The following is a 22,231-nucleotide window of genomic DNA, read 5'->3' on the forward strand; positions in this document are numbered from 1 at the left end:
ACCCGTTATGAGGCGGCCGGTTCTTCATTTTTGTGATTTCTCAGTAAGTAATCTGAGGTTATCCTTAGCGTTGATATAATTGGGATCTATTGTCAGAGCCGTTTTATATTCATATTCCGCAAGGTCAATTAATCCCTTTACCTGATAAACAGTGCCGAGATTATTGTGAAACTCTGCAACATCAGGTTTAAGTGCTATGGCAGTTTTATACTCATTTATAGCACCGTCCAGTTGCCCTGCGTCTGCATAGACGTTGGCTATGCTTGCGTGTGCAGCGGCATTGGTGGAATCATAATGGAGTACCTTTTGAAATTGTCTAAGGGCATCCCCCAATAATCCCTGCCTCAGAAAAACATTTCCGATGTTCATATATGCACTACTATAGCCGGGACGTAATTTTGCCGCTATCTGAAACTCTCTTAACGCTTCAGCGACATTTCCAAGTCTGTCATAAGCAACTCCGGCATAAAAATGAGCCTCAGGGAAATCACTGCGAATAGCTATTGCTTTTTTATAACATTGTAACGCCTCGCTAATCTTACCTTTCTTTAGATAAATACCACCCATACCCATAAAAGCATCGGCGGGACGCAGGTCAAAAGAAGCCTCAAGGGAATACTCCAGCATAGCTTTATCGTCAAGCCCCTGCTCCAGATACAAGTTGCCCAGGTTGTGGTGCGCCTCAGGAAAATCAGGCCTTATCCTGAGAGCTTTTCTAAACTCCTCTTCAGCCTTTTCATTATCCTTGAGCCGTATGTAGATGGTGCCGGTGTTGTTATAAACCTCCACCCTCCATGGGTCCATCTCCAGGGCCTTTCTGAACTCCTTCATGGCTTTTTCGTACTGTTCCATGCTCAGATAAGTATTTGCCAGGTTTATGTGAGGTATGGGGTTAAGGGGATAATTCCTTATATTTTCCTGCCATAACATCTCCTCTGTTTTCCAGTAACTGTTTCTCTTATAAGTTAATGCTGCAAACGTTATCAGAGTAAATATCAGCAAGGCAGTGGCAATTTTACGGTGCCGTTGTCCTGTAAAATAAAAGATCATTGTAACAAGAACAAACAAAAACCCTGTTGAGGGTAAATACGTTCTGTAGTCAAAGATTACCCAGTTGTCTGCAGCCCTGACTACAGACTGAGGCAAAATATTAAAAAAAAACCAGAACATGCCAAAAGGAACAATAATAAGAACTATGTGTTTGTCGTTGCTGCGGTATCTGATAAATAAAAAAACTGAGACAAATACAATTAAACCGAGAAATGCTAAAGAAGCTAAAGCTGAAGGGTCACCGAAAGAACGGGAAGCAGGATAAAAGTAAATGGGTGCAAGCTTATACGGCAAAACAAGCATTCGCAAGTAAGAACATGTAACTCTTAATTGTGTTAAAGCATGTTCTTTCCATGTGCGCACCTTCATAAGCTCTGCCGGGCCCTCTTTAATACTCTCCAGAGCCTCCTGATTCTGTCGTAATGTTATTGCTCTGTCCTTGTGAGTGTTTGCCGTAGTACCGCTTTTTTCAGAGGCCGACTTATAAATTGAAACTCTCAGCGCATTAAGTACTCCGACAGTGTTAAATAACCCTGCAGAAAACGAACTACTAAAAATAATCGGAATAATTATGAAAAAGGGTAAACACCGGATAAGAATTTTCTTTAAAGTATCCTGATAAAACATGTAATCATAAAGAAGTAAAACTACAGGAAGTGTTACGACTATTTCCTTTGTCCGTGTCGAAATTAAGGCAGCTACCAACGAAAGGGTGTAATAAACTATACGCTTTAAAACATGGTGTTTCGATAGTACACTACTGCCGCAGCCTTCTGTTGAAAGAATACGATATTTAGCATACAAAACAATAGTAAGCAGGTAAAACATTGCTGCAAGCGATGTGAATCTCTGAATAGTAAATGTAACCGACATTACTCCTAAAGGATGCACTGCAAATAAAGAAGCTGTAAAAAAAGCTGCAAGTGAAGCAGTCCTTTCATTAAAAGAGTGTCTGAGTTTTGTACAATTAAGAGTCAGTAAAACAAACCAATAGAGCAATAGAGCATTTAATATTTGTATAAAAAGATTTACAACATGATAGCCAAAGGGTTTAAAACCGTGCAATTTGTAATTTATAATGAATGTCGCCACCGTCAGGCTTCGCTGTGTTTTTGAAAAATCTACAAGGCCGGCAAGAAAATGGTTTTTATCTATATTAAAGAATTTGTATTGCTCAAGAGATGCGTCATCAAACGTAAAAGGACAGTTGAGAGTGTTTGAATAAGCCAGAAAGCAAACAGTTGTGATTATTAATACCTGTAACGGCCTTCTTCCCAAAAAGTGCGATATCAAATTGCAAATCTCCTCATAAAAAACGGCTCAATGTAATAGTAACTTAAAATACGTGTAATTGTTAATAGTACTGTTATTTTAAATTTTTCAGAAGCTCAACATAATCCCTGGCTTTAGAATGTTCAGGGTCAAGCTCAAGAGCTTTTTTGTAGTGCTCATAAGCCTTATCCATGACACCTTTGTAGATGTAACAGGCTCCGAGATTACTGTGTGTTTCCACTGAGTCAGGATTTATTTTTAAGGCCTTTTCGTAGTACTTAAGCGCCTCATCAGGTTTTCCCTGTTTGAGATGAACACTGCCCAGATTAGTTAATGCCTCAACATAATCAGGTTTTATTTTTAGTGCATTTTCATACTCCACCCTTGCCGCGTCCATGTCTTTTTTAGCAATATAGGCATTTCCAAGGTTGTTGCGTGCCTCGGCATAATCAGGCTTAAGCCTCAGAGCCTCTGAAAACTCTTTAAAGGCACCGGCAACGTCTCCGTTTCTAAGGTAAATATTGCCGATATTGTTGTGGTTAATCGGGTCCTCAGGGTTTAGGTTAAGAGCAATACGGTACTGTTTGGCTGCATCTTCAAAACGTTTATTTGACAGATATACATTGCCTAAAAGGATGTGAACATAGTGATGGAGCGGCTCTTTTCTTACATTGTCTTCCCAGACGGAGGTTTCATTGCGCCACTTGGAATTATTTATGTAAGTAATAGTGCCCAGAGTTATAACTATCAAAAAACACGGCAGGTAAAGGCTGAGATATAGATATTTATGACATCTTTTAAAAACTTCTGTTGCGGCGGCGGTAATTACAGCGAAAAAACCTATTGAAGGCAGATAGACTCTGTGCTCCAGAATAATCCAGTTTTGTATTGGAATTATGCTTGCCTGCGGTAAAAGGGTAAGAAAAAACCATGCAATTCCAAAAGAGATTAAGCATACAGAGCCGGTTTCCATTTTAAATATTCTCTTGCCGCTGCGGGATTTATAAAACAGGTACAAGGCAAAGCAGGCAAAGGCGGCAATAGTGATAAAAGACAGCAGCACCTTAAACTCAAAAAAAGATCTGGAAACGGTGAAATGGTGGATAAGAGTGAGGCCATATGGTAAAACCAGCATTCTCATATATGTGATAATCACCCGCATCTGAGTGAAAAGGTACTGAGCTCTGTTTTCAAAATTTTGAGACGGCGGCAGGTTTGCATTTAATTGTACAAAATCAGAGTCTTGTTGTGCAACAAGGGGGCCGGTAACGATACTGTCTTTACGGAAAAGTCCGAAATTGGTATAATCAAAGAATATTATTGATGCAATGGCAACATATGGCAGGATATGCAGGATACGCTTTGTTATGTGTCCTTTAAAGAAACAAAATTCGCAAATCAAAAGCACCGCCGGTAAGGTTATAACAGTTTCCTTTGTTCTGATTGATATTAAATAAATACAAAGTGAAAGGATATAATAAAACGAAGTGGCCGGCTTCTCTGTAATCCTCCACGCACTGTAGAGGATTATGGCCATTAAATACAGTGTGGTTGAAAGCAGGGTAAAGCGTTGAATTGTCAGAGTAACAGCCTGTATCGCTATTGGATGAGCCACAAAGAGCAGGGATGCAAAAAAAGGAGCCGCACGTTTGGAGCCTCCTTTAAAAGAGGGAGTTCTCTGTACAAGTAATAACAACACATATACTAAAACGGCATTAACAATGTGTATTATAATGTTAACAAGGTGGTATCCCCAAACGCTGTTTCCGCCAAGCTTATGATTTAAGACGAATGATGCAACAACAACAGAGCGCTGGTCGTTCCAGCCCTTGAAAACAGTGTATTTGTTTATGTTTACATCATCAAAGAAAAAAGGGACATTAAAGATATTGGAATAGACGATAAATCCCGTAACTAACAATGTTAAGACAACCGGGCCATGTGCTTTTGCCGCATTGGTGATTATTTCAAAATGTTTTGTTTTATCCGGCATCTTCTCATGTGTTTCACTGATATGGTACTATTATAAACGATATGCTGACATATCCACAAATAAAACCCTATTTGTTTAAAATCGGGCCGCTTCAGGTAAGATGGTATGGCCTTATGTATCTTATCGGCTTTATTTTATCCTACTTAATAGTACAAAGAGAGATAAAGCGAAAAAAGATAAACATAAAAAAAGAGGACATAGAAAACCTATATCTGTACCTGATTCTTTCATTGGTTTTAGGGGCTAGGGTTGGGTATGTTTTGTTTTACAATCTTTCGTACTATATACATAACCCGCTTAGTGTGTTTGCACTGTGGCAGGGTGGGATGTCGTTTCACGGCGGTCTAATCGGTTGTTTAATCGGGGGATACATCTTTTGTAAGACCATGAAGGTGGATTTTATTGCCATAGCGGATACAGTATCACTAACAGTGCCGCCGGGGCTTGCGCTGGGGCGGCTTGGTAACTTTATAAACGGTGAGCTCTTTGGCCGCACAACTGATGTTCCCTGGGCTATGGTGTTTCCCGGGGGGGGGGGCCAATCCACGCCATCCGTCTCAACTGTATGAGCTGTTTCTTGAGGGGGTGGTTTCATTTGCCGTTCTTTGGCTGCTAAAAAACAGACTGACGGCAAGGGGGGCAACCGTCTCACTGTTTGTACTTCTTTATGGAATCTTCAGATTTATAGTTGAGTTTTTCAGAGAACCGGACCCTCAGGTAGGGCTGATATTAAGCCTTCTCACCATGGGGCAGGTGCTCTCCGCCGCTATGGTGATTGCCGGTGCTGCAGGATTATTTATTTCAATAAGTAAATCTGCTAGGTCTTAAGAAGTTCTCTTGCGGTTTTGAGGATATTATCGGCGGTAAAACCGAAATGTTCAAACAATACATTTGAGGGCGCCGACACACCGAATCTATCAATCCCAATCACTTTACCCTTAAGGCCGACATATTTGTACCAACTGAGTGAGCACCCTGCCTCAACGGCAATTCTCTTTTCCACCGCCGGTGGCAGCACGGAGTTTTTATAATCATCAAGTTGTTTTTCAAAGAGTTCAAAAGAAGCCATATTTACAATTCTGACGCCGGCGCCTTCCTTTGCCAGCACCTCGTATGCCTCAAGTGTGCAGTGAACTTCCGACCCTGAAGCGATAAGAATCAACTCAGGTGTTTTTCCTGAATCCGCCAGCACATAACCGCCCTTATAAATACCCCGTGCTTTGGCGTACTTTGTTCTGTCAATAACCGGCACGTTTTGTCGTGTAAGCACAAGGGCTGTAGTGCCGCTTCCGTGCTGAAGGATGTACTGCCATGAGCGTACGGTTTCGTTAGCGTCGGCAGGGCGGATTACCGTAAGTTCCGGGATCGCTCTCATTGTGGTTAGCTGCTCCACGGGGTGATGACTTGGGCCATCCTCGCCAACGCCTATGGAGTCATGGGTCAGAATGAAAATGACCTTTGCTCCCATCATAGAGGACATCCTTATTGCCGGCAACATGTAGCTTGAAAACACCAGATATGTGCCCACATAGGGTATCAACAATCTGCTAAGGGCAATACCTGCGGCGACAGAGCCCATGGAAAACTCTCTTATGCCGAAGTGAATATTACGGCCTGACCGGCCGGGAGCAAAAATTGGTTTGTTTTTCATAAATGTCTGATTTGACGGTGAAAGATCAGCCGAGCCACCAATCAGATTTGTAACAGTGTCAGCTAAGGCGTTAATTACTGCGCCTGAGGCTGTACGGGTTGCTATGGACTTGCCGGGTTCATAAACAGGCAGAAGTCCCCCAAGATCAATGTTTATTTTACCACTTACAAGGGAGTCCCAATTTTCAGCCTCTTTTGGATATTGCTTTCTGTACTTTGCCAGCAGGTCTTCCCAGCTCTTTTGAAGTTTTGCACCATTGTCTATAGCCACACGGCAGTGCTCAGTGGCCTCTGCAGGCACATAAAACTCCTCCTCCGGCCAGTTAAAATGAGCCTTTGTTGCTTTAACCTCATCGGCCCCAAGCGGAGCACCGTGAATGTCAGCGCTGTCTTGTTTATTGGGGCTGCCGTATCCAAGGTGCGTATTAACTATTACTATTGAAGGACGGTCTTTCACAGCCTTAGCTTTCCCTATCACATCAGCCAGTTCCACATGGTTATAGCCGTCTGCGTATTGAACATGCCAGTTCTGGGATTCAAATCGTTTCCCCACATCTTCTGTGAATGTTAAATCGGTTGAGCCGTCTATGGTCGTATTATTTGATGAGTATAGATATATGAGTTTCCCGAGTTTCAGATGCCCGGCTATCGAGGAAGCCTCGTAGGAAACTCCTTCCATTATGTCGCCGTCACTAACTATGCCATAGATGTTGTAATCTATTAAATCAAAACCGGGACGGTTGAACATATCGGCAAGGTATTTTTCCGCAATAGCCATTCCAACCCCCACGGCAAAACCATATCCAAGGGGGCCGGTTGAGACCTCCACCCCTGTGTTGAGGCAGTACTCGGGATGTCCCGGAGTACAGCTATCCATTTTCCTGAAATTCTTTATATCATCAATGGATATATTATATCCTGTCAAATACAACAGACTGTATAGCAGCATTGACCCATGACCGGCGGATAGAATGAATCTGTCTCTGTTTGGCCATGCTGTGTCTTTGGGGTTATGCTTTAAAAACTCCGTCCACAACACATAAGCCATGTCGGCGTCCCCCATAGGCATACCGGGATGTCCTGAGTTAGCCCTCTGCACTGCATCAATGGCCAGCATCCTTATGGTGTTGACACATAGCTCATCTACTTTGTTCATTTACAAGCCTCCAAAAAATTTTATAAGAGTAAGTTTATTCCTAATGCTCTGGATTTGTCAATCTTTTTAAAACTTGTGTCAGGGCATACACATTATACTCCGGTAGTCTGCTCAACTGCCTTGATAAATCCTCGTATTTCCCTCGTATCCGTCCATTGAATAACTCTTCTCCCCCGGTTAATATCGTTATGTGCCAACTCTCTTACTCCTGTTGTCATCATTTCTGTTGCCCTCCTTTTTGGTCTTGGCTACTATTTTAACCAATGAGGCTATCTTTCATGTTTCTATCATAGTATCTCAGTCAATAAGAAACTGGATTCCCGTTTTCACGGGAATGACAGAAAAGGAGGAAAGAAAGACCTCCCCAATAACGTACTGCTCTGTCATTGGCGCCTACGAGCGGGGGTCAAGTCCTTTTTTCAATAAAAAAAATGAAACAAGCCTCCTCAGAATCCAGAAAAACCTCTGCCGGAGTTAACTATAAAGGCATTTAAAAAAAATATACTTATTGACAAAGCTAATTAGGTGTGTAAAGATAATCAAGGGTTGTTTGGGATAGATTAATATGCTTGTTTAAAAAGCTTGTTTAAAAAAAAAGTTGAGGGATAAGAGATGGAGGAGCTTTCATCTGTTGATGTAGTTAATAAGCATGTAGAATATATGACTAAATCTCTGTTGTCTGTTGATAAATTGCAGGTAAAAAAGATGTTGATGGAATTAAAGGAATCATATGAGCCCATAGCTATTGTGGAGAGGATAATTGTTCCTTCTTTAGAGCAAATTGGTGAGGGCTGGATGACAGATACAGTGTCGCTTTCGCAAGTCTATATGAGCGGGAAAATATGCAGCGAGATACTTGATGATGTGATACCACATGAACAGATTAACAGACAACAGCAATTAAAAATGGCCATAGCCACGTTGGAGGATTTTCACACACTTGGTAAGCAAATAGTCAAGGGGTTTTTATATGCTTCAGGGTTTGAAGTAGCCGACTACGGCGGCGGTCTCACAGTTGGCAGCCTTGTGGAGCGGGTAATAAGAGATAAAACAGATGTTCTTTTAATCTCTGTACTTATGCTGCCCTCAGCATTGAGTATAAAAGAGGTGAGAAAACAATTGAGGGAAAGACACGCAGCAACAATAATTGTAGCCGGTGGCGCACCGTTTAACTTTGACGATGAATTATTTAAAGAGGTTGAGGCGGACTATGCGGGAAGAACTGTATCTGATGCGATACACATTGTACGCACTTTAGAAAATAATAAGGGGGTATGATGTCTCTTCACATGACTTCAATGCAGAGGGTTTTGACTACGCTTAAACATCAGGAGCCTGACCGCGTGCCTCTGTGCCTTCCATATACAATGCATGGGGCAAAAGAGCTGGGAATTTCCATTAAGGAATATTATTCAAAGGCTGAAAATGTTGCTGAGGGGCAGTTGCGTGTGTGCGCAAAATTCAAAAATGACTGTATCAACGGTTATTTCTACGGACCGATAGAGGTAGAGGCATGGGGCGGTGAGGTGATATTTCGTGAAGACGGCCCGCCTAATGCCGGTATGCCGTTTATAAGGAAGGTTGAAGATATACGGGGATTGACGCCTCCTAAAGTGGGAGAGTGCCCGTGTCTGATTAAATCCTTAGACGCCCAGAGAATAATGAAAGAAAAGGCTGGTAATGATATTGCAGTTATGGGCACTGTAATGTCGCCGTTTTCCTTACCGATAATGCAAATGGGTTTTGATAAGTACATCGAACTTATTTATGAAAATGAGGAATTGTTTGAACATCTGATGAGAATAAATGAAGAGTTCTGTGTTGACTGGGCAAATGCACAAATTGATGCCGGATGTACTGCTATTTGTTACTTTGACCCTATGTCTTCAACAACGATAATAGATAAGGAATTATACTTAAAGACAGGTCACAAGATAGCTATGCGCACATTGAAGAGGATAAAAGGCCCTACGGCAACCCACTTTGCGGCAGGAAGGTGTTTAACAATATTAGATGACGTTATACAAACAGGCACCTCCGTAGTAGGCGTAAGCGTACTGGAAGATTTGGAAAAGATAAAAAACACCTGCAAAGGACGAATAAGTGTAATGGGAAACCTCAATGGCATAGAAATGAAGCGATGGACCATCGCTGAGACAACAAGGATTGTAAAAGAAGCAATTGCAAAGGCCGGCAAGGGTGGCGGATTTATTTTATCTGATAACCACGGGGAGATTCCGCTTCAGGTGCCGGACGATGTGTTACACACAATAGCTGAGGCTGTGAATGATTGGGGCAATTATCCGCTGAAATGGTTGGAAAGATAGTGGCGGCAATGAACAGAGAGTTTCCCAGGATTAGATGCAGCAAGAGAATAATATAAACGGACACGACAAAAAACTTGCAGATTATGCCATGGCTTGTGAATTGGTAGGCCGGATTGCGTCCTATGAATCCGAAGACGGTGTGATAGATAACATAATAGAACTATTGCGAACTCTTTGTGCACCTACAAATATAATCTATATTTCCATGGTTGACGGACAGCCTTCTGAAATAAGGACATTTCCTGAAGCGAAAAATTCTGAAGAGGTAATAAGTGATTTAATCAATAATTTCAAGGATGATTATGCGTGGACAGCCTCCGGAGCGGGTTTTAGATTAAAGATTAAGGGCAGAGACGGGGTGTTTGGGTTAATAGAGATAGACGGAGTGTTATTCCCTGATTATAAAAACCATTATCTTAATTTATCTTTGACCATTGCAAGTGCCCTGGGTCTTGCAATATCCAATGCACGAATATATCAGTCACTTTTAAATGCAAATATACAGCTAAAGCTGGAAATTGAAAAGAGAGAGATAACAGCAAATGCCTTGAAAATTTCCGAGGAGAAATATCGTACCTTATTGGATGATGCCGCAGAGGCGATAATAATATCAGACCTCAGTGGGAATTTCTTAGACTTGAATAAAAAAGCCGAGGAGCTTACAGGTTTTGTTAAGTCTGAAGCTCTTAGCCTTAATTACACCCAAATTCACCCTGAGGAGGAGCTAAAGAGAACAAAAGCTGCATTTGACAATATTATTAACAATGGTTTTGGTACCTTAACTAACGCAAAAGTAAAGAGAAAAGATGGAACTATGATTCCAGTTGACATAACCGGCAGAGTGATAGAGTACGGTGGTAAGAAAGTAGCACAGGGGATTTTTAAAGATATAAGAGAGCGGCTCCAAACAGAGCTGGTATTAAGGGAGTCTCATGACAGGTTGTTGAAGATACTTGAAAATATGGAGGCAATTGTTTATGTTGCAGATATGCAGACATACAAGATGATATTTGCAAACCGCTATTTAAAGGAAGCAATAGGCAATGTAGATATATTGGACAGACTCTGCTGGAATACGATTCAAAGCGGACAGGGCGGACCGTGTAGTTTTTGTACTAACAACAAACTCCTTGATGAAAAAGGCAACGTAACCGGAGTATATACGTGGGAGTTTCAAAATACGGTTAATAAGAAATGGTATTACATGCAAGACAGAGCTATCAGATGGATAGACGGAAGGATTGTACGATTAGAGATAGCAACCGATATCACAGAGAGGAAAATATTAGAAGAAAAACTGGCGCTGGAACACTCTTTTCGTAAGGCGATAGAAGAATCAGTCATGGCAGGTATTGCAGCTACAGATTTAGATGGAAGACAAATATATATAAATCCCTCTTTCTGTAAAATGCTCGGATATGATGAGAGCCAACTAATTGGGTTACACCCGCCGCATCCATACTGGGCTCCTGAGGATTACGCTCATATCAGAGACGCTTTCCGTTGTACACTTGAAGGAAAAGCTCCCAAAGAAGGCTTTGATCTGATATTTATGAAAAAAACCGGAGAGAGGCTATATGTAAATGTTCTGATGTCTCCTCTTGTCAGCAAACAAGGTGAAAAGACGGGGTGGCTTGCATCAGTGTATGACATAACAGAGAGGAAAATGCTTGAGGATGAATTAAAAACAAAGACATACATTCTCTCACAGTTAAATAAGAAACTGGAACTTGTCGTTGATGATAAAATAAATGAAATACGTCAGAAAGAACAGATGTTAATTCAGCAATCCAAGATGGCGGCAATGGGCGAGATGATAGGAGCCATTGCCCACCAGTGGAAACAGCCTTTAAATGCCATGTCTTTAAACATACAGGATATACAGGATGCGTATGAATTTGGCGAGCTTAATAAAGAATATATTGATAAAATGATTGAGACTTCAACCGAACAAGTCGCTTTTATGGCAAAAACGATAGATGATTTCAGAAATTTTTTTAAGCCGAGTAAGGACAAAACCATATTTAATGTTGTCAACTCCATCAAAGAGATACTTTCAATGTTTAAAGAGATGTTTAAGAAAAACAGCATTTCTATAGATTTTCTATATAATAAAGACAACGAACTAAAATGTAATGGATACCCAAACGAATTTAAACAGGTAATACTTAACCTCATAAACAATTCTAAAGACGCCATTGTCGCAAAACGCAGCAGAAATACCAGAACATATTTAGAAGGTAAAATCCAAATAACTGTACAAAGTGAAGACCATGCCGTTGCTATAACAATAAGTGACAACGGCGGCGGCATACCGGAGGCTGTAATAGAGAAAATCTTTGAACCATATTTCACAACCAAACCGTCTGAAATCGGCACCGGAATAGGGTTGTATATGTCTAAGACAATAATTGAGACAAATATGGACGGCAGACTTACAGTGAGAAATATTGAAGGCGGCGCAGAATTTATGATAACAATGAACAGGGTGATGTTATGACGGATAAAGAAAAACTAAAAAAAGACTGTGTGCAAAAAATAAAGCAACACGTAACTCTTCTATACGCAGAGGACGAAACAATGGTTAAAGAGGCATCCATAAAATCACTAAAGAGAAGATTTAAAGAGGTCTATACGGCGGTGGATGGTAAAGAAGGATTGGGCCTATTTAAAAAATACAGACCTGATATAGTTTTAACAGATATTTTGATGCCTAAACATAATGGTTTTGAAATGATTAAACAGATAAGAGAGATAGATCAAAATGTTCCTATAGTTGTAATTACCGCCCTGCCGGAAGATACTTATCTGGCACATGCAAAGGAATACTCAGTACAAGGTTATTTTATAAAACCGATTAAAGAAGAGCAGTTTTTAGAGTTTCTCTACAGTGTATCTACTACTTTAATTGATGTCAGCGATGCCTGCGATGATTGAAATTGTAGTGTACTCCCGTTGCCAAGACCGCTTTTAAGTGGAGTTAAGGTAAACACTACCGCTGGATTCTGATGCTCTGATAGCGGCCGGGGATAAACATCTTGGTGTAGGGCTGGATTATATATGTCAAAGATGTTGCGGGTGGCACAATGTTTACTATTGAGATTGGGTGTTGATGACAGATGAAAAGTAAGGGATTAAAGACGGATTTATCTAAGATAACAAAATCGGCAGCCTCTTTATCTATATTTTTGAGGATGGTAGTGTTGTGTGTTTTACTGATTGATATCTTTGTTGTTATTTTGGGTGTAGGATATTTGCGCCACAGCAAACATCAGACAGAGCAGCAGGCTGCTGCTACTTCTCAAAATTTATCACAGGTACTAGAGCAGTATATAAAAGGATTTATTGACATGATAGACCTGACTTTGATGGATATTGCAGAGGAGATCAATAATGAAAAGCGTAAAGGTACAATTGACAGAGACGAGGTAACCGCACTTTTGGCTAAACACCAAAGGTATCTGCCTGACCTTGAAAGCCTGAGAATAACCGATGCACAGGGAATTGTAAGATACGGCCTTGGTGTGCCTAAAGACGCCAAAGTAAACCTCTCAGACCGTGATTTCTTCATTGCGGCGCACAGCGACCCTAAGTTGAAGCTAATAATATCAAAACCGGTATTTGCACACATCAGTAAGAAGTGGGTGATAGTGCTTGCGCGCCGTATAGATGGCCCTGAGGGCGCTTTTGGAGGTATTGTTTATGCAAATGTTGCTTTGGAGCACATAATTAAAGCTTTTGCCTCTATTGATATCGGCCGGCACGGGGGAATCAGTTTACGTGACAGTGAGATGGCAATCATCGCCAGATATCCGCAGCCTAAAGAGGTTGGCACTGATATTGGAAATAAAAACATATCTTCTGAGTTGAGAAAACTGTTTGAGTCCGGTCAACCCTCCGGAACTTTTTTTACTCCAACCAGCTTTGATAATAGACCTAAATATGTTTCTTACCGTAAAATAGCCGACTATCCACTGTTTGTTGTTATAGGCCTTGCTGCAGATGATTACCTTAAAGGGTGGAAATATGAATGCATCGTAACATCGGCACTCATTATTATCCTCATTATCGCAACACTCATATTTTTGTACCTTGTTTACAGATATGTTATTTATCGTAAAGAGCTGGAGAGAGCACTGACGGAGAGCCGCAATCAACTCCAGGCGATAATAGACAACACGATTGCAGTCATTTTCCAAAAAGATTTACAAGGCCGTTATATGCTTATAAACAGCCGCTATGAGACGCTTTTTCATATATCTAAGGACGCTGTTATCGGCAAGACCGACCACGATATCTTCCCAAAAGAGGCGGCGGACAGTTTCAGAGCAAACGATATAGAAGTGATGGAAAAGAATGTGCCTTTAAGTTTTGAAGAAATAGTCCCTCATGAAGACGGCATACATATTTATATATCCATAAAGTTTCCCTTGTTTGATACACAAGGGCAAATATATGCCGTCTGCGGCATAGCCACAGATATTACTGAGCGTAAGGGCATGGAGGAGACCCTCAATAGTAAGACAACACAGCTCCAGTCTCTAACAAAAGAGCTGGAGAGAATGGTTGCCGATGAGATGAACATCAGACTTCAAAAAGAACAACTGCTGATTCAGCAATCTAAGATGGCAGCTATGGGTGAGATGATTGGAATGATAGCCCATCAATGGAAGCAGCCTTTAAACGCTTTATCCATTAATGTATTTGATATAAAAGATGCATATAGATATGGTGAACTTGATGAAGAATATATAAATAACATGGTAAAAACATCAAGGGAACAAATTACCTTTATGATAAGAACGATTGATGATTTCAAAAACTTCCTGTTACCGGACAGAGAGAAGGTTCCCCTTTTAATATAAAAAACACAGTTGATGAGTTGTTGTATATGTTTGGGGGGGTGTACAGAAAAGACAACATAGAAATATCCACGGAAATATTTGCTGAAGAATCAAGCCTAATCACTGTGGGCTATCCTAATGAGTTAAAGCAGGTGCTCCTCAATATTTTAAATAATGCCAGAGACGCGATTTTGAACAGACGTAAAAGTGACAACCCGGATTTTACCGGTCAGATAAAGATTGTAATCTCTGAATTGGGGGATAATACTATTAGTATTTCAATAACCGACAATGGCGGGGGAATTTCGGAAGAGATAATTGCTAAAATCTACGAGCCTTATTTCTCAACCAAAAAACATGAGGGAGGCACAGGGCTTGGGCTATACATGTCAAAGACAATAATTGAGACAAACATGGGCGGTACGCTGACTGTTAGAAACGTGGATGATGGGGTGGAGTTTTTGATAAGGTTAATAAAAATTGGTAGTGTGTGAATAAAATTACTTTATGCCAAACTTGACTCCCGGCAGATGCAGTGTATCCGGTGTGAGAGAAAATATAAGAGTCATTGATGCTGTAGTTAACTTGACGCTTCCCTCTAAAACAACAATCTGCCGCCGAATTGTTTAAGTGCGTTGATAACAAAAGACTGTATAAAACGTATTATTAAAATAACAATAACCGGTGAGATGTCAATGCCGCCCAGGGTGCCTATTTTGCGTCTTATGGGTCTTAACACGGGCTCTGTAGCCAGATACAAAAACCTCACAACAGGATTATAAGGATCAGGATTTACCCAGCTTATCAATGCCGATATAATTAAAATCCACATATAGGCGCTCAAAACAATATCCGCCACGGTTGCTACAGAAATAAAAAAATGCCCGGCAACAAACATATCTTTCACCTCCCGTTTTATATTGAAGCCATTAAATTATCTCTTTATTATAACTATCAAACACTACCATGACCCTGTGTGTGTCATTTACCCAGTTCAGCACTTCTCCGTGATGCGGCCGTTAAGGCTTCCGACACAATATTTATAAATCCACGTTGCTCAAATACTTTTAAGCCGGCCTCTGTTGTTCCCCCGGGGGATGCCACCATTGTAATTAACTCTTCCGGTAACCGCCCACTGCTGAGCATCTTTGCCGTCCCTGACATGGTCTGTACGGCAAGTTTCAGGGATATTTCCCTGCTTAACCCAAGAGCCATCCCGGCCTCTGTAACACTATCTGCAAAAAGAGCAAAAAAAGCCGGTCCGCTTCCTGACACCGCCGTTACGGCATCCATCATCTCCTCCGGCAAAAAGACAACCTGCCCTATTGACGAGAAAATCTCCTCCGCCCTGTCCCGTATCTGCAGGGGCACCGAGTCATCCACAGAGAGCGCTGACATTGCCTCAAGCACCAAAGCCGCAGTGTTGGGCATCACCCGCACTATCCAGGCGGAGGGAAACACAGACCTAAGATTTGCGATTTTTACCCCTGCCACTATTGAAACAATTGTTTTGCCGGTAAAATCAGCTCCCTTAAGCTGCTCTCTTAGCTCCGGCATGTTCTGCGGCTTAACTGCTACTACAACTATATCTGAGTCACTTATTACCGCCATATTATCGTAATGAGCTCTTACTTGATAGTGTGCTCTTAAATAGTCACATCTTTTCTGAGCAGGTTCTGAAACTAAAATATCATTAAAACCCTTTGCAATTAACCCCTTTATAAGAGCTTCCGCCATGTTACCACCGCCGATAAAACCTGTCATAACCCCCCGCATAGCCTTTATCGAAAAACTAATTACGTTTAATTATAAATTAATATATCTCTAAATGGCAAGGACTTTAACTGCTCTGACAACACACACACTTAACCTTCATATCGAGGTCTCCTACGGCATACTGATTTTCAAATCATAGCCGCCAAGGGCTACACTACCGGCTATGCCCTCATCCCAAAGAAGGCTCATCACTTTTTGCTTAGTCCTCTCCGGTACCATTACAATTAACTTTACACCTTTGCCTGAGAGCTGTTTCCACCGTTTGGCTCTCTCAGCCGTTATGGTGGTCTCGGTCTCCACCTCTACAACTCCCACCGTCATACCGTAGTTATTTAGTATCAGGTCCGGGTACATGCCCTCAAATTCATTTTCCTCATTGAGATTTGTCAGAATTTCGGTATAATCTCTTGAGAGTTTCCGCTTTAAGTACATAAGCAGCCAGTCATGAAATATCTTTTCTGATTCCATATTTTTTCACCTTATATCCAATCTGTCTCGGCGTTATGCCAAGAAGGTCAGCCGCACGGGCATAAACCCAGTGTGCATTTTTCAAAGCCTCGATTATTTTATCTCTTTCCAGCTCAGTAAGCGACAGTGCTGCAGTATGCTTATTAGAAAAACCGCCGGAGGCCTGCTGATTCAGCACTCTTATATTAAGAGGCAGATGTTTTGCTCTGATTATATCCTCAGGTGACATAATAACTATTCTTTCCACTGTGTTTTCTAGTTCCCGCACGTTTCCGGGCCAGCGGTACTGTTTCATTAAGCTGAGGGCCTCATCGCTAAGTTCCACAGACCGCTCGTTTTCCGTATTGAATTTTTTAAGAAAATGCTCAATTAACTCAGTGATATCCTCCGTGCGGTCCCTAAGAGGTGGTAAACAGACAGGTACCACGTTTAACCTGTAGTAGAGGTCTTCTCTGAAACTGTTTTGAGATACAAGTAATTGAAGATTCTTTGACGTTGCCGCTATCACCCTGACATCAACTTTGATGGTTTTTTCCGACCCGATGCGTTCAAATTCACGCTCCTGTAAGACACGCAGAATCTTAGGTTGAAGCCCTATGCTTAAATCCCCGATTTCGTCAAGAAATATGGTGCCCTTGTGGGCAAGTTCAAAGCGTCCCCTTTTTACAGCCATTGCTCCTGTAAATGCCCCCTTGTCGTGGCCGAAAAGCTCAGCCTCAAGGAGTCCCTCCGGAATTGATGCACAGTTGAACTTTATAAAGGCTCCGTTGCTTTGCTTACCCATGTAGTGAATGGCCCGGGCTATGAGTTCCTTTCCCGTGCCGCTCTCTCCGGTTATCAAAACGGTAGCCTTTGTTTTTGCCACCCTGTGCACGGCTTCAAAGACATCCTGCATAGCCCCTGAGCCACCCATTATGTTGTCAATCCGGTACTTACCCTTAAGCTCTGTTTTAAGGGATTCCCGTTGCTGTATCAGGGCTTGCTTTTGCACTTGTACCTCTTTAGAGAGCTCTGTCCACTGGGCTATCAGGGAGGCTATGATTTTAAGAAGGCGCAGGTCATCATCCAGAGAAACTTTGGCTGACCTGTAAATTCTGTTGGCACTTAAAACCCCGATTATTTCTTTTTTTAATTTCATGGGAACACATAAAAAGGCTTTCTTTTCAACAGATTGTACACCAAAGCGAATGAATTTTTCTGAACCCTGCGGTACGTCTGCAGCGTCAGGAATCACTACAGGGTAGCCGGATTTTGCCACGTTTGCCTCAATGCTCTCCGCAGGGAAATATTTAGAGTTTTTTATCTCTTCTGCAGTAAATCCGTGTGCCGCTTTTATAATAAGTTGTCCTTTTTCTTTAAGTGCAATGGCGGCTCTTTCTATATCCAGAAACACGGAAAGAACCTTTAGTGCGTTTTTAAGAGTTTTTGTAATATCAAGCGATGAGCCCAGTATTTTGCTTATTTCATATATTGCTGAAATTTCCAGAGAGCTTCTGTCCATTTTTTATAATAATCCTCTTTCTCTGAAGCTGAAATAGGAATACTTGTTTACGATTATATGGTCGTGAATTGCGATAGAGAGGTGTGAGGCGGTATCAACAAGCTGCTGTGTATGCTTAATATCTTCTGCAGATGGTTCAAGTTTTCCATCCGGATGGTTGTGAACATAGATGATGGCCGTGGAGTCATACTTCAATGCAATTTCAAATATGTTTCTCATGTGGACATATACGTAGTTAACTACCCCCTCGCTTATTATATCCTCACGGATAATTTTATTTTGAGAATTTAAAAACAACGTCAGAACAGTTTCCCTTTTTTTAGCGCCGAGCTTTGCCCTTAAATAGTCCACAACTTCAGAGGCATTGTTTATTGCCTTTTTGAAAACCTGCGTTTCATATAAGTATTTAGTGCTTAAGTCTTTGACAAGTTTTATTAAAATTGCGCTCTGAATACCTATGCCCTCTGTCTCAAGCAGGCGCTCTATGGGAGCGTCCAGTATTTCGGCCAGATTTCCGAAGGTTTTTATTAATTTCTTGGCTTCAGGCTTCACATCCCTTTGCATACGGGTATATGTAAGGAGTAACTCCAGTACCTCATAGTCGGCAAAAGAGCTGAGTCCGGCCTTTATATACCTCTGTCGCAGCCGCTTTCTATGGCCGATATGAATCCTTTCGGTTGTTTTTTCTTTCATCGAAAAGTAGCCTTCTGAATATGCACTAAATCGAAAATATTATATCACAAAAAAATATTTATATTTTTAGTAAAATAGGGAAAAAAAAATGAAAAAAAATAGACACTTTCATATATAATGTTGTAAATTATACGTGGTTGAATTTAAGAGGCTAAAGGTTGCCGATAAAAATGGAAACACAAGAGGTGGGGTAGATGTCAACAACCGGCTGGCCGGCAGGTCAAAGCAGTGTGTTGCTTGTTGGAGCGCTTGGGTTTTTAGGTAGTGAAATAGCTGATGAGTGTTTGGCTCAGGGAAAGCTTTTGAGGGTTCTGGTGCGTCCCGGCAGTTTGAAAGATGACCGGAAGTCCAAAAAGGTATCATCGCTGAGGGCTAAAGGTGTGCAAGTACTCGAGGGTTCCCTTGAGGATACGGAATCTTTAAAAAAAGCCACGGAGGGGGTAAGTGCCGTCATAAGTGCTGTCAGCTTTGATGCAGCACACAAACAAACCGACCTTATAAATATTGCTGCGCAGGCAGGTGTGCAGAGATTTATTCCCTCTGACTACGGCTTAAACCCATACTATGTCGGTGTTGGTATTTCCAATGTTATTGACGTGAAACTTCGCGTTCATGAGGCTGTGTGGGACAGTAAAATTGGATATACGTTTATATATGCCGGATGCTTAATGCAGTGGTATGCCGTCAATCTAGGGATGCTTTCTTACCCTGAAACCAACCCTCCTTTTCCGCAGTTTGTTGATGTCTATGGCACAGGTGATAAAAAGGCTGCTTTAACTCTGACAAGGGATGTTGCAAGGGTTACGGTCAGAGCAGTTGATGACCCTGAAATGCTTTATAAACACATCCATGTAACAGGTGACACTATTTCCCAAAATGAAATGATCCAGATATTTGAATCAGTCTTCGGCCAACGGGTAGAAAGAATTCCTGTAAGCGACGAGCAACTGCAGAAGACTATTGCAGAGGCGAAGGAGGAGAGGGATTTTTTCAGATTAATCTCTGCACAACTTGCAAGTTACATATGGATACGGGGCAGCAGTGCCGCCATTCCCGACAATTGTATAGACTCCGGCGTCAGCTATCCGGATATAAAAATGACAAAATTTACAGATTATATAAAAACAGTCAAATACAGCCATTAAAGTGTGCCTGAGACAGATCAGAATAGGCAATCAAACGGCATTTTCATCACAGTCACCTGAAACTCCTTTTAACTATGCAATAGAGCACTCCTTTGACTCCTTTGAGTGGTTTCCCGATAAAAAAGATTATGGACAGGGCTGGCTTGAACATGAAATTACCGGTCTGCAGCGGTGTGAGATACGCACTAAGGCACTGATGCATGGCATAGAGCTTTCCGTTCATGCACCGGTCACGTTTAATCCTCTGAGTAATGACGGCGCTGAACGATTTGCCACCACACTTGATTTTGCACTCGATATCGGAGCTACACTTATAAACATACATATGTTTACCGAACAGGGGATACAGGCCTTTGCTCAAGCTGTAATCCCACTTATTGAGTTAACGGCAAAGCATGGGTTGAAACTCTCAATTGAAAACACAACCACTACGGCGCCGTGGGACTTTAACGAGTTTTTTACAGTTCTATCAATGTGTAAATCAATAAGTACCAAACATGTCGGAATGTGTCTGGACATAGGTCATGCAAACGTTTTTTACGACACCAGAAATAATTTTATTAAATATATTGACTCGCTTTTGGAGACTGTGCCGATAATACATCTGCACATTCATGAAAACTACGGCGATGTTGACAGCCATCTGGCAATTTTTACAGGACCCTCATCTGAAAACCCTCTTGGAATGAAATGTTTTATAAAGCGGCTGAAAAAGAGGAATTTTACCGGCATGATGGTTCTTGAGCAGTGGCCTGTGCCGCCTTCCATCCTTATTGCAGGCAGAAACAGACTGTTAGAGCTGATTAATGACAGCACTGTATAAAAAGCCCTAAACTTTTTAACCTTACAGTGTTTTAGTAATAAATTATGGAGGTAAAAATGTCTCAGCAACAGTACTGGAATGAGTTTTATATTTCAAAAGTCCAATTAAACTACTTTGAGTTGTATTTACAAGAATCTGAGTTTTACGATAAGACTTTTACTATTATTTTAGCAATAGCGTCAAGTGTCCTTGTACCAATATTGGTATATAAGAAAAACGATCCTGTATATGCTGTAATTTTAGGTGGTCTTATTGTAATATTGCAAACAGTTGGCATCATCTGTAAATTTTTACCATATAAGGCAAGACTTAAGGCTATGCCGGGTTTAGTGCGTGAACTTGAGGATTTATTATTAGTTGCAGAGATAAAGTGGTTTAATGTTGCCAATGGCGAACTAACAATTGAGGAAATAAACAAACTTACTGCTGAGCTCATGACAAAGAAACTAAAAGCTCAACACAATCATTTAAAAGGTATTATTTTACCGGAAAAAGTAAAAACACTAGAAAAGGCAAGGCAAAAAGCAGACACGTACTTTAACGGCAAATATCCGATTAAGGAGGAGTAGATGTTAGATAACACGTTGGATAAAGCACAAGTTTTAGAAGCATCAGGGGTAAAAACTGGAAAGGGCTTCCCGTCGGTGGATAACCCACGGCCAATGCCGCCGGTAAAGCCACCAAAACCCTCTGTAGAGCCGCCAAAACCCTCTAAAGAAAATGACTCCAACGGATAAAAGAGCCATATTCTTTTACTGAAACGCAACAGCAACAAAATGATGCACGCATCATTTTGTTGCGCCTTGGTGTGTCGCCATTTTAGCCTCATTTTTCAGTAGTGCAACAAAATGTTGCAGTAACCCACAGTCGGCGAATTATTTTATCTTTTAATATCAGCATGTTATAGCTGGCACATGTTTTGCTGTCTATTCTGCGAGTATCAGGCTCTAAGTGTAAATTTATGTAAAAAATCAATAAAGGAGGATTTAATGGGATTTTGCAGAAAAATGTATGTTTTTTTACGTGCCGCCTCGGCGGAGCACGCCCGGTGGGACTATGAGGTTTCGATGAGTATTATAAAAAACCGCAAGAAAATGCTTATTTTACTCGTTTCCTTGTTACCAATACTGTTGGTAAGCGTTCTCAATGCAGGGGATATGATAGGGAGCAAGGAGGCGTATGCGCCGGCATTTTACTCAAACCTGATTTTCTTTGTATCCATAGCTGTAGGGTTGGCGGCAGGGCTGATTACAGGGTGTATCGGAGCCGGCGGCGGGTTTATCATAACACCGGCGCTTATGGCGGCGGGGGTCAAAGGAATACTGGCTGTGGGCACAGACGTTTTTCATATATTTGCCAAAGCGATAATGGGAACCACGGTACATAAGAAGCTGGGAAATGTCTCGGTTAAACTGGCGGTAGCATTTTTAGCGGGCTCCGGCGGCGGTACTGTAATCGGGATGGCTCTTGGGTTAAGCAGGGAAATATCCCTGAAACTTGCCGTACAGACCATGTCAGGGACGGCAAAGATGC

19 protein-coding genes and 1 pseudogene are annotated in these 22,231 nt (G+C 41.5%); 12 read left to right on the forward strand and 8 right to left on the reverse strand.

The features are described from left to right. Positions 1–24 precede the first annotated feature (24 nt). Both H7844_01815 and H7844_01820 read right to left on the reverse strand, forming a co-directional pair. On the reverse strand, positions 25–2,343 hold the full coding sequence (locus tag H7844_01815) for a tetratricopeptide repeat protein (protein MEO5356018.1): 2,319 nt from the start codon (positions 2,341–2,343) through the stop codon (positions 25–27). A 73-nt stretch (positions 2,344–2,416) separates the two neighbouring features. Then, positions 2,417–4,315 carry a tetratricopeptide repeat protein gene (locus tag H7844_01820; protein ID MEO5356019.1) on the reverse strand — a complete coding sequence of 633 codons (1,899 nt, stop codon included), beginning with the start codon at positions 4,313–4,315 and terminating at the stop codon, positions 2,417–2,419. 41 nt (positions 4,316–4,356) lie between these two features. Between H7844_01820 and lgt the strand changes: the two are divergent. Then, a pseudogene (gene lgt / locus H7844_01825) lies at positions 4,357–5,143 on the forward strand (prolipoprotein diacylglyceryl transferase). Here lgt and tkt read toward each other — a convergent pair. Further along, positions 5,133–7,121 carry a transketolase gene (gene tkt, locus H7844_01830; protein ID MEO5356020.1) on the reverse strand — a complete coding sequence of 663 codons (1,989 nt, stop codon included), beginning with the start codon at positions 7,119–7,121 and terminating at the stop codon, positions 5,133–5,135. The pseudogene lgt and the gene tkt sit on opposite strands and share 11 nt — an antisense overlap. A gap of 612 nt (positions 7,122–7,733) precedes the next feature. On the opposite strand from tkt, the gene H7844_01835 reads away from it, so the two are divergent. From H7844_01835 to H7844_01860, 6 genes are all read left to right on the forward strand, one after another. Beyond that, entirely contained in the window at positions 7,734–8,399 is a 666-nt protein-coding gene (locus H7844_01835; GenBank protein ID MEO5356021.1) for a cobalamin-dependent protein, read from the forward strand. Further along, positions 8,396–9,448 carry a uroporphyrinogen decarboxylase family protein gene (locus H7844_01840; protein MEO5356022.1) on the forward strand — a complete coding sequence of 351 codons (1,053 nt, stop codon included), beginning with the start codon at positions 8,396–8,398 and terminating at the stop codon, positions 9,446–9,448. Before H7844_01835 ends, H7844_01840 begins: the two co-directional genes overlap by 4 nt. A 34-nt stretch (positions 9,449–9,482) precedes the next feature. Then, positions 9,483–11,948, forward strand: a complete 2,466-nt coding sequence (locus tag H7844_01845; protein MEO5356023.1) for a PAS domain S-box protein — start codon at positions 9,483–9,485, stop codon at positions 11,946–11,948. Next, on the forward strand, positions 11,945–12,385 hold the full coding sequence (locus tag H7844_01850) for a response regulator (protein ID MEO5356024.1): 441 nt from the start codon (positions 11,945–11,947) through the stop codon (positions 12,383–12,385). Before H7844_01845 ends, H7844_01850 begins: the two co-directional genes overlap by 4 nt. Before the next feature lie 182 nt (positions 12,386–12,567). Further along, positions 12,568–14,313: a PAS domain-containing protein gene (locus tag H7844_01855; GenBank protein MEO5356025.1), complete on the forward strand. Its 1,746-nt coding sequence runs from the start codon at positions 12,568–12,570 to the stop codon at positions 14,311–14,313. A gap of 38 nt (positions 14,314–14,351) precedes the next feature. Beyond that, positions 14,352–14,786: a HAMP domain-containing histidine kinase gene (locus H7844_01860; GenBank protein ID MEO5356026.1), complete on the forward strand. Its 435-nt coding sequence runs from the start codon at positions 14,352–14,354 to the stop codon at positions 14,784–14,786. 104 nt (positions 14,787–14,890) lie between these two features. Here H7844_01860 and H7844_01865 read toward each other — a convergent pair whose 3' ends face one another. The 5 genes from H7844_01865 to radC all read right to left on the reverse strand — a co-directional run bounded on the left by H7844_01865 (position 14,891) and on the right by radC (position 18,730). Beyond that, positions 14,891–15,190 (reverse strand): YggT family protein, encoded by a 300-nt coding sequence (locus H7844_01865; protein MEO5356027.1) that lies wholly within the window; start codon positions 15,188–15,190, stop codon positions 14,891–14,893. Between the two features lie 83 nt (positions 15,191–15,273). Further along, a complete protein-coding gene (gene proC, locus H7844_01870; GenBank protein ID MEO5356028.1) occupies positions 15,274–16,056 on the reverse strand; it encodes a pyrroline-5-carboxylate reductase in 783 nt (260 codons plus the stop codon). 123 nt (positions 16,057–16,179) lie between these two features. Beyond that, a complete protein-coding gene (locus H7844_01875) occupies positions 16,180–16,536 on the reverse strand; it encodes a hypothetical protein (protein MEO5356029.1) in 357 nt (118 codons plus the stop codon). After that, positions 16,511–18,037, reverse strand: coding sequence for a sigma 54-interacting transcriptional regulator (locus H7844_01880; protein MEO5356030.1), 1,527 nt, complete (start codon positions 18,035–18,037; stop codon positions 16,511–16,513). The genes H7844_01875 and H7844_01880 overlap by 26 nt, the downstream gene beginning before the upstream one ends. Before the next feature lie 3 nt (positions 18,038–18,040). After that, positions 18,041–18,730, reverse strand: a complete 690-nt coding sequence (radC, locus tag H7844_01885) for a DNA repair protein RadC (protein ID MEO5356031.1) — start codon at positions 18,728–18,730, stop codon at positions 18,041–18,043. Positions 18,731–18,924: 194 nt separating this feature from the next. Here radC and H7844_01890 point away from each other — a divergent pair, with 194 nt between their 5' ends. The 5 genes from H7844_01890 to H7844_01910 all read left to right on the forward strand — a co-directional run. Then, positions 18,925–19,875 carry an NmrA family NAD(P)-binding protein gene (locus tag H7844_01890; protein ID MEO5356032.1) on the forward strand — a complete coding sequence of 317 codons (951 nt, stop codon included), beginning with the start codon at positions 18,925–18,927 and terminating at the stop codon, positions 19,873–19,875. Position 19,876: 1 nt separating this feature from the next. Continuing rightward, positions 19,877–20,698, forward strand: coding sequence for a sugar phosphate isomerase/epimerase (locus tag H7844_01895; protein MEO5356033.1), 822 nt, complete (start codon positions 19,877–19,879; stop codon positions 20,696–20,698). Positions 20,699–20,742: 44 nt separating this feature from the next. Then, positions 20,743–21,267 (forward strand): hypothetical protein, encoded by a 525-nt coding sequence (locus H7844_01900; protein MEO5356034.1) that lies wholly within the window; start codon positions 20,743–20,745, stop codon positions 21,265–21,267. Continuing rightward, positions 21,268–21,435 (forward strand): hypothetical protein, encoded by a 168-nt coding sequence (locus H7844_01905; GenBank protein ID MEO5356035.1) that lies wholly within the window; start codon positions 21,268–21,270, stop codon positions 21,433–21,435. It abuts the gene before it with no gap. Positions 21,436–21,687: 252 nt separating this feature from the next. After that, on the forward strand, positions 21,688–22,231 hold a 544-nt coding region (locus tag H7844_01910; GenBank protein ID MEO5356036.1), incomplete at its 3' end, for a TSUP family transporter.

It is taken from the genome of Nitrospirae bacterium YQR-1, from assembly GCA_039908095.1.
Classification (GTDB): domain Bacteria; phylum Nitrospirota; class Thermodesulfovibrionia; order Thermodesulfovibrionales; family Magnetobacteriaceae; genus Magnetomonas.